The 13,419-nt window shown below is 62.1% G+C and carries 13 protein-coding genes; 2 read left to right on the top strand and 11 right to left on the bottom strand.

Going from position 1 to position 13,419, the window contains the following annotated elements:
- Positions 1 to 3 precede the first annotated feature (3 nt).
- The 10 genes from KHO30_RS12915 to KHO30_RS12870 form a co-directional block, all read right to left on the bottom strand.
- Positions 4 to 2,265 (bottom strand): secretin N-terminal domain-containing protein, encoded by a 2,262-nt coding sequence (locus KHO30_RS12915; protein ID WP_093633282.1) that lies wholly within the window; start codon positions 2,263 to 2,265, stop codon positions 4 to 6.
- A complete protein-coding gene (locus KHO30_RS12910; protein ID WP_244864018.1) occupies positions 2,266 to 2,952 on the bottom strand; it encodes a hypothetical protein in 687 nt (228 codons plus the stop codon).
- Positions 2,949 to 3,524: a hypothetical protein gene (locus KHO30_RS12905; RefSeq protein ID WP_211701807.1), complete on the bottom strand. Its 576-nt coding sequence runs from the start codon at positions 3,522 to 3,524 to the stop codon at positions 2,949 to 2,951. Before KHO30_RS12905 ends, KHO30_RS12910 begins: the two co-directional genes overlap by 4 nt.
- Complete coding sequence (locus KHO30_RS12900; protein WP_093633284.1) at positions 3,524 to 4,051, bottom strand: hypothetical protein; 528 nt, start codon at positions 4,049 to 4,051, stop codon at positions 3,524 to 3,526. Before KHO30_RS12900 ends, KHO30_RS12905 begins: the two co-directional genes overlap by 1 nt.
- Complete coding sequence (locus KHO30_RS12895; RefSeq protein WP_211701210.1) at positions 4,048 to 4,935, bottom strand: hypothetical protein; 888 nt, start codon at positions 4,933 to 4,935, stop codon at positions 4,048 to 4,050. Before KHO30_RS12895 ends, KHO30_RS12900 begins: the two co-directional genes overlap by 4 nt.
- Entirely contained in the window at positions 4,916 to 6,556 is a 1,641-nt protein-coding gene (locus KHO30_RS12890) for a GspE/PulE family protein (protein ID WP_234486822.1), read from the bottom strand. Before KHO30_RS12890 ends, KHO30_RS12895 begins: the two co-directional genes overlap by 20 nt.
- Positions 6,557 to 6,707: 151 nt before the next feature.
- The gene (locus tag KHO30_RS12885; protein ID WP_093633286.1) at positions 6,708 to 7,910 is read right to left on the bottom strand and encodes a type II secretion system F family protein; all 1,203 of its coding nucleotides are present in this window, start codon (positions 7,908 to 7,910) and stop codon (positions 6,708 to 6,710) included.
- A 63-nt stretch (positions 7,911 to 7,973) separates the two neighbouring features.
- On the bottom strand, positions 7,974 to 8,423 hold the full coding sequence (gspG, locus tag KHO30_RS12880) for a type II secretion system major pseudopilin GspG (protein WP_200620156.1): 450 nt from the start codon (positions 8,421 to 8,423) through the stop codon (positions 7,974 to 7,976).
- 166 nt (positions 8,424 to 8,589) lie between these two features.
- A complete protein-coding gene (locus tag KHO30_RS12875; RefSeq protein ID WP_211701209.1) occupies positions 8,590 to 9,279 on the bottom strand; it encodes a response regulator in 690 nt (229 codons plus the stop codon).
- Positions 9,280 to 9,309: 30 nt separating this feature from the next.
- Complete coding sequence (locus tag KHO30_RS12870; RefSeq protein WP_093633289.1) at positions 9,310 to 9,942, bottom strand: SCO family protein; 633 nt, start codon at positions 9,940 to 9,942, stop codon at positions 9,310 to 9,312.
- A 284-nt stretch (positions 9,943 to 10,226) separates the two neighbouring features.
- Here KHO30_RS12870 and KHO30_RS12865 point away from each other — a divergent pair, with 284 nt between their 5' ends.
- Positions 10,227 to 11,360 (top strand): sensor histidine kinase, encoded by a 1,134-nt coding sequence (locus tag KHO30_RS12865; RefSeq protein WP_200620125.1) that lies wholly within the window; start codon positions 10,227 to 10,229, stop codon positions 11,358 to 11,360.
- An 18-nt stretch (positions 11,361 to 11,378) separates the two neighbouring features.
- Here KHO30_RS12865 and KHO30_RS12860 read toward each other — a convergent pair whose 3' ends face one another.
- Complete coding sequence (locus KHO30_RS12860) at positions 11,379 to 12,161, bottom strand: response regulator (protein ID WP_093633291.1); 783 nt, start codon at positions 12,159 to 12,161, stop codon at positions 11,379 to 11,381.
- A 557-nt stretch (positions 12,162 to 12,718) separates the two neighbouring features.
- On the opposite strand from KHO30_RS12860, the gene KHO30_RS12855 reads away from it, so the two are divergent.
- Entirely contained in the window at positions 12,719 to 13,351 is a 633-nt protein-coding gene (locus tag KHO30_RS12855) for a lytic transglycosylase domain-containing protein (RefSeq protein WP_093633292.1), read from the top strand.
- Positions 13,352 to 13,419 lie beyond the last annotated feature (68 nt).

The following is a 13,419-nucleotide window of genomic DNA, read 5'->3' as shown; positions in this document are numbered from 1 at the left end:
GGCTCAATACCCGTTCTGAATCGAGCGAAGCGGGTTATCGTTGCCCATGTCACCCGGCGGCATCTGCAAGATCGACGGAGCGGGCGCGGGCGCCGGTGCGGGTGCAGCCGGGGGAGGCGCGGGCGGCTGGGTGGCCGCCGGCGCCGCGTTCGCCCCAGCGCCCGGTTCGGCCTCTCCTCCCGCCTGCTCCGCTGCCGGCGGCGCATTGGGAACCGGCACCGGCGCCGGCGCGGTCGATTGCGGCGCAAAGCGTCCGCCGTAGGGTGCGGGTGGCGGCGTCGTGCGCTGCGGCGGCGGTAGTTGCCCAAACGAACCGGTCGCGGGCGCCGTCGTCGAACCGTTCGCCGCCGCACCAGCCTGAGCGGACTTGCCGCCCACCGTGCCACCGCCTACGCTGCCGGGCAGCGCCCTTACAGCCGGCGCTCCGGGCACCGCCGCGGCGGCCATGACGGGATCGAGCCGAAGCTGGTCGGCGTGCACATTGACGTCGGTGCCGGACCAGACCTCCTGCGTGTCCACATCCGCCGCGAGCTGCGGCCGCACAATGTGCGGTGTGATCTGCAATACGATCTCCGTCTTCACATGGTCGCCGTTGTGGTCCGAGAACAGGCGCCCGAGGATGGGCAACTGCCCGAGGCCAGGCACCTTGTCGGCCGACCTGCGGTCCTGATCCGAGATCAGCCCGCCGAGAATCTGGCTTTCGCCATCCCTCAGGCGCAGGCTTGTCGATGCGCTACGTGTTCCTATCTGATAGGCGAGCGAACTCAGACCTGTTTGCGAATTACCGCTCTGGATCGTATTGGTGATATTGCTGACTTCGAGATTCAGTTTGATGCCGACATCGCCATCCCGATAGACCTGTGGCTCCACTTCGAGCTTGATGCCGACATCGATGTACTGAATCATTTGCGTGTATGACGGTCCGCTCGTGCTGGGCGTGCTGGAACTCGAAATCACCGGCAACTTGTCGCCGATCAGGATCCGGGCCTTCTCCTTGTTGCGCGTCCGGATACGTGGACTCGCCAGCAAATTCGCGTCGGTATCCGTAAGCTTGAAGTTTGCCGTCGCAGACAGACCGCTGACATTCAGCGCATTGATGGGAAGATGGTGCAACGCGCCCCATGTGTCCACCGTGGACGGTGTCGACACCGAGAACGAATTTGGCCATTCGATCCCGAGATTGGACAGGCGTTCGTGCGAGACCTCCAGCACCTCGACTTCCAGCATCACCTCCGGTTCAGGCAGATCCTGCGCGGCGATCATCTCTTCGGCAACCTTGATGGTGTCCGGGGTGCCGCGGATCGTTACGGTATTCGCGCGCTCGTCGATCACGACTTCCTTGATCTTAAGCAGGCTCTTCAGCAACGACTGAATCTGTTTGGCTTCGACGTTCGACAACTGGAACGTGCGTACTTTCAATTCCTGATATTCAAGCTGCTTGGCGGGAGTCGCCGGGTAGATGAAAAGCGTATTCGCGTTGAGTTGCTTCTTGTCGAGCTGATTCTGCATCAGGATCATATCGACCGTATCCTGCAGTGACGCGTTCGTCACGAAGATGGTCGTCTTCAAATCCGCACGGACGTCGCGATCGAAGATGACGTTCAATCCCGAAGTGCGCGACAACGCTTCGAAGACCATGCGCACGTTGGCATCGCGAAACTGCAGTGTGATCGGCGTACGCATGATCGACGAAGCGGCGAGCCCCTCTTCCCTGTCCGCGCGTTGCTGCCGGATCTTATCGTCGATTTCCTTTTTCATCTGCAACGCCAGCGCATTGGTCGGATTCCTCAACAACACGCGGTGCACGCGATCGGACGCCGGTGCAAGCGAGCCGCGCTGCATCATGCGGTCCGCTTCCTGCAGGGTCGTAAGATCCCGGCGGTCCTGGTCGATCAGCGCGCCGATCTTGCGGCCGCGTTCGCTGGTCGGATCGATCTGGCTTGCCGCGTAGAGCTTCTGGATCGCGGCATCGAACTGGTAGCTCAGACGGAACTGGTCGGCCTGATCGAGCAGCGCGTTGACCTGACTATTGCGGTCGTTCAGATAGTCGACTTTCGCCTCGGCGCCGGTCGGATTGTCCTGCCGGGCCGGCATTTGCATGCAACCGCTGACGGCAAGCATGGCGATAGCGACCGCGAGCGCACGCTTTCTCGCGATCCCTCCGATTGGGGTGCACTGAGCACGGAACGGGACAGATGGCAAGAGATGGTTCGCCGGGCCGCTGTCCCCATTGCGGCTCGCACCCCGTGTGCGTGAGGTTTTCATCTACTTTGCCTCTCTTGGAATGGATACGGACTGCGTCTGGTTAAGCGGTAGATAGGTCAGCACCACGTCGGATTCCGAAACCGATTCGACGCGGTACTGGTCATCGACGACTTCGCCCGGCGAAACGATCAGCAACCGCTCGCCGTTGCTGAGAAATACCTGCGGCTTGGCCGCTTTCGCATCCAGCTCGCCCACGTACGTGAATGGCACGGGCGGCGCAGTCGGCGCCGGTGCCCGCACCTCGGGTACGATCGGCACCTCGACTGGAGGCGGCGGAAGCCACGAAGAGGCGGCGAACGGATTGTTGGCCGATTCGACGGACAGCGGCGCGCGCAGGGCGATCAGCTTTGCGCGTGGCGTCACCGCTATCGTCGGCTTCGCATTGGCAGCGCCGACGCGCGACGCAGGAACCGGGGCTGGCGCCGCTCCCCGCGAGGTTGCTGGCACGGCAGATGCGGCGGACTGGAGATGAGCGGAAGCAGGCCGCGCCCGCACGTCGTCATGCCCCTTGCCGTGGAGCGCGGCAAGCACCACCGGCGTCTGGGTCGCCGCCACCTGCGCGCGATACCCGAGTCCCACGACGGCGATCCCGCAGAACGTCAGCAACACGCGTGTGACCAGAGCGGGTTTCATGGCTGCGCTGTCCGGCAGATGCGCTCGAACGCGTTTGACCAGAGCGAGGTTCATGGCTGTGCAGTCCGGTAGATGAGCTCGAAGCGGACCCGCGCATCAAGAATATTGCCGTCGACTGCGGGACGTTCGACGTGGATCGCCTGGAGCGCCGCATTGGGCACGTTGTTCAGGACTGCCGCGAGAAAACGCCGGATCGCACTGTACTGGTCCTTGACAGGCAATAGCACCTGATACCGCGTAAAGGGCGCACCGGCTTCGGTCGTCACCTGGTATTCGGCTGAGCCGAGCGTCAGATTGCTATCGCGGGCCTGCGCGAATATCACCGCGATATCGTTCGCGCTTTGCGTGAAACCCGGGAACAGTCCCGGCAAGGTATCGAGTGCGACTGGATCCACCGCCGCGCTACGCTCGCCGGCAAGGTGATGCGCGTTCGCAGTCCGCGCGACTCGCGCGGCATCCTGCATCTCACCCATTCCGTGCGTCCCGGACTCCACACTGGGCGTCGAGACGGCCACGATGGCGGCAACGCCAATCACCAGCACGCCGAGCAGTCCCGGCAGGCCGAACGAGCGCTGCATCTCGAAGCGCAGCGTCAACAGCATGTCCTGCAACTGGTCTGCTTTCATCATTTCCTCCAGACGGCAGTGATCTGGAAACGCACGGGTTTGCCCGGTACGTTCGTCTCGATCAGGTGATCGTTCAGCACGGCTTCCCGCAGCAGAACGCTGCTCTGCAGATACTTCAGGTAGGCAATCATCGCGTCGAAGTTCTTCGCCTCGGCCGTGATACGGATCTGGCTTTGCGCGGGGTTCTGATCGATGCCGATCAGCGCGACATCGTGATCCGGATAGTCTTCGACGATCGAGAAGAGGTCCTGCCACGGCACGGTCAGTTCACGCAGAACCGACTGGCTCTGCTTTTCCGCGAGCCGGGCAGCCGGCGTCAGCGGCGCCTTCGCCACATGCCGGCTCGCCATTGTCTGCCGCTGGACGGCCTCCAGTTGTGCCTGCGCACGATCGTTTTCCGAGTGCGCATGCCAGAGCCGCGCGCCGCTTGCGAGCAACAGCACGGCAGCGGCGCACAGCAGGATCAACCCGCCCGCCGCAGGGGTGGCGCGGCGCCGGCTGAAGTCGAGGTCAAGGCGCGGGATCATTGCGCACACTCCATCAGCCGATGCGCGGGCGAGTGGTCCGCCGGCGGCGCCTGCCGGATTGCCGCGGCGAAACGCGCTTCGAACGGCGCCAACTCGGTCTCGATCCCGAACAGAAAGATTTTGCAGTCTTCGTGCTTCAGGTTCGCCCGGGTTGCCGAGCGTTCGAACAACTGCTCGGCCAGTTCGGCCAGCCGGGATGCGTCGCTCGCATCACCGGGAAACAGGCGTTGTGCATCGTAGGCGACCCAGCGATTCTGTTCGATCATGACCGCCTGCATCTGCTCGTCCGCGACGAACAGCAGCAGCGCCTCACCGCCCTCGGCCGCATCGCCGATGCGATTGAGCATCTCTGGAAGGCATAACGTCAAGCGGCTAATCCCGACATGTTCGGCCGCGCTCACGTCGTAGATACCGTCAAGCAGCTCGCGCGACATCGCGCTGGCAAAGAGAGCCCGGCCGCCGCGCTGCACGCCGAAACGCACCACCAGCGACGCGCCATCAATCCCGTAGGTATCGGTGAAATGCGCTAACGCGATCTCTTCGAGTTCGCGCGCGCGCAACGCGCGGAAATCGCCACGCAAGATCGCGTGATTGCCCCAGAAGTCATCCAGCACCACGTGTGCGTTGCGCTTCTGCACAAACTCCTGCGGCACTGGCGCCGCATCGGCGGCGGGCGTTGCGATGAGCTTGTCAGCAAGCGCTCTGCGCAGCGTGTCGAGTGCACCCGGTTCAGTGCAGCACTGCTCCTCGGGAATCGCAACGCTGGCAGGCTCGGTGGCCGATGCCGATTTGCGCAGGCGTAACGGCCAAGGCACGCGCGCACCGACGACAATCTCACGTGTGCCGACTCCGATTGCAACCGGACTATTCAACCATGGTGACACGGTTAATCTCCTCGAGAGTCGTTTCGCCGCGCTTCACGAGCTCGACTGCAGCGGTACGCAGCGACTGCATGCCGTAGCGCATCGCTGCCGCCTTGATAGCCCCAAGCGGTGCGCGTTCCGACAGCAGTTGCCGCAACTCGTCGTTCATGCGCAATGCTTCTGCAATTGCGCGGCGTCCGCGGTACCCGCTGCCGCGGCACGCCGCGCAGCCCGTGCCGCGATGAAACAGGTAGCTGCCGGCGGTATCCGGATCGATGCCCGAACGGACCAGCGTGTCCGCGTCGACCGCTTCATCGGTCGTGCAATCCGGACAGCACTGCCGCAAGAGACGCTGGGCAACGACGCCGTTGAGCGCGGACACGAAGCTGTACGGATCGACCTCCATGTTCGTGAAGCGGCCGATCACGTCGAAGACGTTGTTCGCATGCACGGTGGTGAACACCTGGTGACCGGTCAGCGCTGCCTGCACGGCGATTTGCGCTGTTTCCGGATCGCGGATTTCGCCGACCATGATCTTGTCCGGGTCATGTCGCAAAATCGATCGCAGTCCGCGCGCGAACGTCAGGCCCTTCGCTTCGTTGACCGGAATCTGCAGGATGTCGCCCAGCTGATATTCGACCGGGTCTTCGATCGTCACGATCTTCTCAAGACCGTTGTTGATCTCAGTCAGAATCGCGTAGAGCGTCGTCGTCTTGCCGCTGCCAGTCGGCCCAGTCACGAGCAGCATCCCGTAGGGCATTGACGCGACCGAGCGCATGAAGCGTGTATCAGCCTGCTGAAAGCCCAGCGCCTCGAGCGTCAGACCGCCGGATGCCTGAGAAAGCTGATAGCGGTCAAGAATCCGCAGCACCGCGTCCTCGCCAAACTGGTTCGGCATGATCGACACGCGGAAATCGATGTCACGTCCCGCGTACTGCGCTTTGAAACGCCCGTCCTGCGGAACGCGGCGTTCGGAAATATCGAGTTCCGAAATCACTTTCACGCGCGACAGGACCTGGTCCGCGACATCGCGGCCCTCGACCCGGCCGACCACAGTCAGCACACCGTCCACGCGGCACTTGATCATCAACCCATTGGCGCGGCATTCGAGGTGGATGTCGCTCGCCATCATCTTCAGCGCGTCATAGATCGTCGAGTTGAGCAGCCTCACTACCGGGCTATCGTCACTACTGATGCCCTGCAGCGTCAACGCGAGCGAAGACGGATCGACTGCACTCTGGATCGGGTCGTCGAACGCGAGCGAGTCCATCGCCCGCACGTCTTTTTCGCGCACGGCCAGATACGCGCTGATGTCCCCCGCGCTCGCGAGCGCCCAGCTGTACGGCACGGTCGGCCGCGAGCGCATGCGGTGTTCGACGCAGCCTCGCGTGCGCGCGTCGAGCGGATCGGCGATGACGAACAGCAGACCCTTGCCACTGTTTGTGCCGCCTGAACCGTTTGTGCCGCTTGTTCCATCTGCCTCGCGAAAACACACGCACAGGCGGGTCGTCGCTTCGACAAACGACATCACGTCGAAATCAGGCTCGTACTGATTCAACTCGCGCATGCTGATCGGCTTCATGCGAAATTGCACAGCCAACTGGGCGCGCATCTCGTCCGCGCTCAGTGCCGTCTGTGTCATCAACTCTTCCACCGCGCGAATACCGGAACCGTGCCGCTCGCCGAGCGTTCGCAGTGCCTCGCGCAACTCGACACGCGGTTCGACACGCGTTTCGACATTTAGGCTTGCCGGAATCGTGCTGAAGGTATCCACGTGTCTTCTCCAGGAGGGTCTATTGAATGCTCGATGCGATTTCGAAAATCGGCATGTACATCAGCACGACAATTCCACCGATGACCACACCGATGAAAATCATCATCGCGGGTTCGATCAAACGCGAGATCAGATCGATCGTGCGAGACACCTGCGCCTCCTGAAACGCGGCAATTCTGTCGAGAACGGGTCCAAGGCCGCCGGTCTTCTCCGCCACCGTCAGGAGTCGATAGGAAATCGGGTTGGCGAGTCCGCCCTGCTGAAACGCGTCGGATATCTTTGTGCCGTTGCGCACCTGCTGCAGGGCGTCCGCGAGTGCGGCCTGGTCCGCGCGGCCGACTAGCCCACGCGCAAGATCGAACGCGCGCACAGCGGGAATACCGCCGTCGACCAGCATGGCGGTCGTGCGATAAAACTGCGACTGGCGAAAGATGCGGAAGTGTTGCCCAATGCCCGGCAGGGCAAACATGCGATCGGCGATCCAGCTCCGGACCGCCGGTCTGCGCAGCGCGAAACCGGCCGCCACCGCCAGCACAGCGAGGCTCGCGCTCAACTCCGCCCCGTGGGCGTGCACCATGCTGCCCCAGGCGATTAGCAAGCGCGAGAGCAACGGGAGCTCACGCCCGCTGTGCTCGAGCAAGGTCGCGAACCTCGGCACGACGAAACCCAGCAGGAACAGCACGACCGCCGCGCCCACCAGCAGCAGAACGGATGGATAGATCGCTGCCGACACCACCCGGCCGCGCAGTTCGTGAAGCATCGCGCTGTTGCGCGAATAGCGGGTCAAACTATCCGCGAGGCCGCCGGTTTGCTCGCTGGCTTTCACGCAGGCGACAAGCACCGGCGGAAAGATGTGGCTCGCGTGTTCGAGCGCCGCGGAGAGTGACTGCCCCTCTTCCAGTAGCCGCAACAGTTCGCGATAGACCTGTGCCGATGCCTCGCGGCGCTCGTTGCCCCCGAGCGTGCGCAATGCATCGACGACGCCGACGCCTGCATCTAGTAATGCCGCCAGTTCGCGCGCGAACAGTTCGACGTTGAATCTGCCGCCGGGCAGCGCCGCCCAGTTTTTCCCCTGGCGCCGCCGGCTCGCGTCTGCGCGAACCGATACGACACGAAGGCCGCGGGCGCGTGCAAGCGACGCCGCAGTCGACGAAGAATCGCTATCGATGCGAAGCGTCTGAACCGCACCACTGGTATCGAAAACACGCAGCACGAACTTCACGTCGACTCTCCTTGCAAACAATCCACTACTGGCCCGGCGTCGCGGCAACCGCGCGGTGCACCGTTACCACGAAGAGACGGTCGTGTTCTCGCCGACGCCACCGCCTCGTCCATCCTTGCCAAGCGAAAACAGATCGTAGTCGCCGTGCTCGCCCGGCGAACGATACTGGTACGGTCGATCCCACGGATCGACCGGCACCGCCTTCGCCAGATACGGCCCGCTCCAATGCGCCGCGTCCTGCGGTTTGGCGATCAGTGCCTGCAGCCCTTCTTCGGTCGACGGATAGGAACCGACATCCAGCCGGTATTGATCGAGCGCCTGCCCGAGCGAGACAATCTGCGCGCGCGCGATCTTCGTATTCGACTTGCCGACCTGTTCGAAATATCGAGGAGCAACGAGACCTGCCAGCAAGCCGATGATGACCATCACCACAAGCAGCTCGAGCAGCGTGAAGCCGTGGCTGCGTCGCGCGCCCCTTTCAAGGCGGACGCACTGCCACGGACGCCCGGGCATGCCGGGCTTGATAGAGGACAATTCGTTGTACACGGCTCCCCCTGTAACGACCCACCGCTTCGGCGTTGCCGAAGCCGTTGAATGCATTCTTGTTCAGGTCGATACGGGCAAGAAGTAGGGAGAGCCGTCCAAAGACATGGGTAAAGACCCTCCAGTTGCGCCGCGCTTATACGGAGGGGTGATGCACGTGCTCATCGTCCGGCAGCGTCAGCACGCCCATGTCGATCGCGATGCGCACCAGACCTGTCACGTTCGTGATGCCCAGCTTGCGCATCAGATTCGCGCGATGCTTTTCGATCGTTTTCGGGCTGAGCTTCAGGTGCTCGCCGACCTGCCGATTGGTGTGTCCCTCGACAACGAGTCGCAGCACCGACCGCTCACGGCCGGTCAACGCATCCCAGAGGTGTGCTTTTTGCCGGGTAGCCGAAGCGAAGTCCGGTGCACCGGCACAGCGACCGCAAACGTCGAGACTCGTGTTGCGCTTGCCCTGCATGACAAGCCGCATCTCGCCGACGAGGTCTTCGAATGACGCATCCTTGATCACATATCCGTCGGCACCCGCGGCGAACGACTCTCGCACATGTTCTTCGCTGCGGTGAACGGTGAGGACGATAATGCGGATCTGCGGCGCGCGGCCCTTGATTGCGGCGATCGCCTCGAAACCGCTGCCGCCCGGCATCGACAGGTCCATCAGGATCAGATCGGGCATCGTAGCAATCGCAAGACGGTATGCCTCGAGTCCGTCGCTCGCCTCGCCGACGATGCTGTAGTCGCATAGTTCGGACACCATGCGACAAAGGCCGCTGCGCAAGAGATGCTGATCCTCCGCAATCAGCACACGGTGCTGTTTTGCCAATTTCGTCGCTCCTGTCTGCACCGTGCGCCGCTAGTTGGACGCGACAGCGTCATGGTAGGCGCTCAGCAGTTCCGCCGGCGTCGCGAAGCCGTCAATACGCAGCCACGGCTTTCCAGGCGCCGCCCGCACAAATGCAACCGGCGTGTGATTCATCTTGTCACCCCGATAGACGTTGAAGGCGCGCTGCGTCGCAATGCTGGCCTCGACCGTGCCGGTGTAGTGCTGCCACTCGGGGCCAGCGTCGAATCGGGCTCCATACGTTCTAAGTCGTGCCGGCGTGTCCTGCTCAGGATCAATCGAGATCGACACGATGTGCACCTTGTCCCGGTCGCTGCCCAACTCGCTTTGCAACTTCTCGAGCGTCTGGCTGACCATCGGGCAAATAGTGGTGCACGTGGTGTAGATGAAAGTCAGGATCACCGGCCGGCCGTCATTCAATTCATCGATCAACGAGACCGTCTTGCCGTCGTCCCTGACCAGTTTCACCGGCGGCAGCGTGTAGTCGACTGTGGAGCGCATCGTCCCCGACATCATGTGATGATGCATATGCGCGTCGGCGCCATCGGCAGCGTCTGCGGCAGACGCGCACCATGCCGCGGGACCTGCCAGTCCGGCGCCGGCTAGCAGGACCGCGCCGATCAGGACTACGTTGGTCGTTCTCATCGCTGGCTCCAGAAGTATCATGAGCACGGCGTCGATACCCGCGTGAGCGCATGAAAGGCGCGCCACCGTGCATGTTCAGTCTCATGAATTTGCGCGCAAGCGTCATTGGATGAGAGCCCCCAAAGCACGGTAGGGCATGTCCGCCTGCGGGAAAACCCGCCTCGTTCAGCCGGGGTGTCCCCACATCGCGACTCAGTACTTGCCCGGTTGCAGCGAGCGTCAATCGAGGCCTACAATCACTTATAGCCTTAAGGTTTCCTTAAGAAAACGCATCGGGAGCTCCAATGGATGCAAACGAGCCCACGGGATTGCAGATAAAGCTGGCCGACCTGATCGAGGCCATGCGCAAGCTTTGCATCGCGGCCCGGACCCACGAGCCAGGTACCGCCAGCGTCACCGATGCGCGCGGCGCGGCACTTGCCCTTCTCACGCCGGATGGAACATTCCTGTCGGCAAACCGCACTGCGGCTGCCCTCCTCGGCTACTCGAATGCCGACCTGGTCGGCAAGCAACTCGCCGACATGGCGCCGGCCAGCTCTTGCGCGCCGCTCGCGAGCGAATTGTCCGTGAGCGCTCATCGAGAATTTCACTCCTTTCCTACGGTACTCGGCGGCCGCACCGGCCAGCCGATCCAGCTCATGCTGCACCAGCAGTCGGTCCCCACCGGCCAGACCGGGCGCAGTGCGTTGCTGACGCTTTTTGAGGAGCCACTGGTTTCCGGACCCGAGCTTGCGAATGCCACGCGTTTGCCCGATGCGAGCGCGCGGGACCACCTGACGTATTTAACTATGGGTCAACAGAAAGAACGTCAACGCCTTGCAGCGGAACTGCACGACGGCCTCGGGCAAGCATTGACGCTCGTCAAGCTGATGGCTGAGGATGCGTTGATGCGGATACGCCGCGGGCAGGTCGACGACGCAGCCCAGCTGCTGGATGCAACGGTGCTCAGAATCCGCGAGACGATCGGCGACGTGAGGCAGATATGCGGCGAGCTGCGTCCGCTGATGCTCGATCAGCTCGGCCTGCCCGCCGCCTTGGGTTCACTATGCCGGCGCATCGAGCGCGGCGCCGAAAACGTCTCAGTTGTGTTCAACTGCGATGTCGACGACGAGGACGTGCCGGAGCATCTGAAGGCCGACATGTTCAGACTCGCCCAAGAAGCGTTGAACAACACCGTCAAGCATGCAGCGGCCACGGAAGTCACGCTCGGTTTCCGGCGTATTGCGGGCGGCCTCCTGATGACGATTCAGGACAATGGCATCGGCTACGAAAACCGTTCTCTGTCGACGGAAGACGCCTGTACAACCGGGCTTGGTCTCATCGGCATGCAGCACCGGGTCGAGTCGCACGGCGGCACGTTTTCAATCCAGTCGTTCGGTACGAGCGGAACGCTGGTCTCGGCGGCATGGAACGCCTAGCGCAATTTCCGTTCGCGCTCAACGCCCCGCTCCCAGCCCGTACCTGGGCAACCCCGTGTCTTCAGGCGATTCCGACTGTCGATCCAGATCGGCCGACAATCGGACAGGTGTGTCGTCAATTTTCGGCTCGGAACACTTCTCGGCCAGGGAAGTCAGCAGACCCATGCTGATAGCGACCAGGACCAATTCCGTCAGATTGGCGATATTGAGCTTGTGCATCATGCTGGCCCGATACTTCTCAATCGTCTTTGGACTGAGATTCAAGTACTGCCCTACCTGCCGGTTGGTGCGCCCTTCTGCGATCAGTTTCAGAACGCTGCGCTCCCGCGCCGTCAGAATGTCCCACGCCTTCTTTGGCGCGGGTGCCTCGCGGCCTGTGACGAACGAGTCGACCATGTAGCCATACACGTCGGCGCTCAGATGCTTCTTCCCCTGCATAACCATACGCATCGCGACCAGGAGTTCATCGAACGAGACATCTTTCAGCACGTAGCCTTCGACACCGGCGCGCAGCGCCTCACGCACATACTCTTCGCTCTGGTGAACCGTGAGCACGACGATTCGTACGTTCGGCGATCGGCGTTTGATCGCCGCGCTAGCATCGATTCCGTTCATACCTCGCATCGACAGGTCCATCAGCATCAGATCGGGATTCAGCGTCATCGCCATTTGACAGGCTTCCTTGCCGTCCCTCGCTTCGCCGATGACGTCATAGCCCCCCTGCGCCGAGAGCATCGAGCGCAGCCCGTTCCGTAGCAGATCGTGGTCTTCGGCGATCACGACACGGCAGTTGGTATTCATGTGTTTACCCCTGGCAACCATGAACCGGTCGCGACAATGCAGTACAGCCGTCAAACGGCACCCACCGCATGCCTCGTCTTTTCCTTGCGGCCAATCCTTTCGAATTACTAACTTTATTTTTCACTTGCCGGGCGGCAACGCCGCACGCGTGTCTCCGTTGCAAGGTTCGCGCCATGTCTCTGCAAGCCAGCATTGATCAGCCTGCTAAATTCATACGACGTTTGAAATGGCCGACGATAGCTACGTGTATGTTTCAAATCTGAACTGTTTTTCCCAGGACTGGAGATTAGTAGCAATACCGATAGAGTAGACATTGCGCGACGAATCGGTCAGCGTGACAGGACTTGCCAATTAACAATCAGAATCGGAAATATTTTCCCTCGACGGATACGCCAGGTCATGACGCGTCCGATTACCCACGGTTACCACGCATTACGAATGTAACGGTTTTGTACAGCCCTCCGATGCATCCGTCTTGCGTCTCAAAGTGTAGGGAGGTGCCCCATTGCCGATGCGCATTTCTCCACACCACAATTGAGGTGCGGGAGAACACGACCATGCGCCATTGCCCTTCATCCAGACCGGAAAACGCGATCCTCATCGCATGCGCGGTGCTTGGCATGGCATCACCGGGGGTGGCACGCGCAGAGATTTTTGGAGCGGTGGCGAGTAACGGTGCGATCATCCTGACCAACGTACCTGGCAAAGCAGGGTTGGCCGTCATCGTTGCCGGCGATCCACCTGCCGAACGCGATGCGAAGCGTGCGCAAGCCTCATCGTCCGGGAGCGGCGACGCGTCGCGGTTCGCGGATGTGATCGACGAAGCAAGCCGCACCTTTCGCGTTCAGCCCGAACTCTTGCGCGCAGTGATTGACGTCGAATCGCGATACAACCCGAAAGCGGTTTCAGACAAAGGTGCGCTAGGCCTGATGCAGGTCATGCCGGAGACGGCACGGCGCTTTGCCGGTGGAGACATGCTCAATCCGCGAGACAACGTGCTGACCGGAGCCCGCTATCTACGCTTCCTTCTCGATCTCTTCAAGGACGATGTCGAACTCACCGTGGCCGCGTACAACGCCGGGGAAAATGCTGTGATTCGGGCCGGCTATCGCGTGCCCTCAGTGCGGGAAACGCGCCTTTACGTGCCACGGGTTCTGGAGCGCTATCGACGCATGCTCGCAGCCGGTTAACCGTTGCGCGCTCCGGCGGCAAGCCGGCACCCATATCGATGACATCCGGGCGCGACCAGCCGCCGGCC

Source organism: Paraburkholderia aspalathi (assembly GCF_905220735.1).
In the GTDB taxonomy this organism is placed as follows: domain Bacteria; phylum Pseudomonadota; class Gammaproteobacteria; order Burkholderiales; family Burkholderiaceae; genus Paraburkholderia; species Paraburkholderia aspalathi.
Note: the sequence above shows the minus strand (reverse complement) of the source record. Positions and strands in the feature narration are given on the sequence as shown.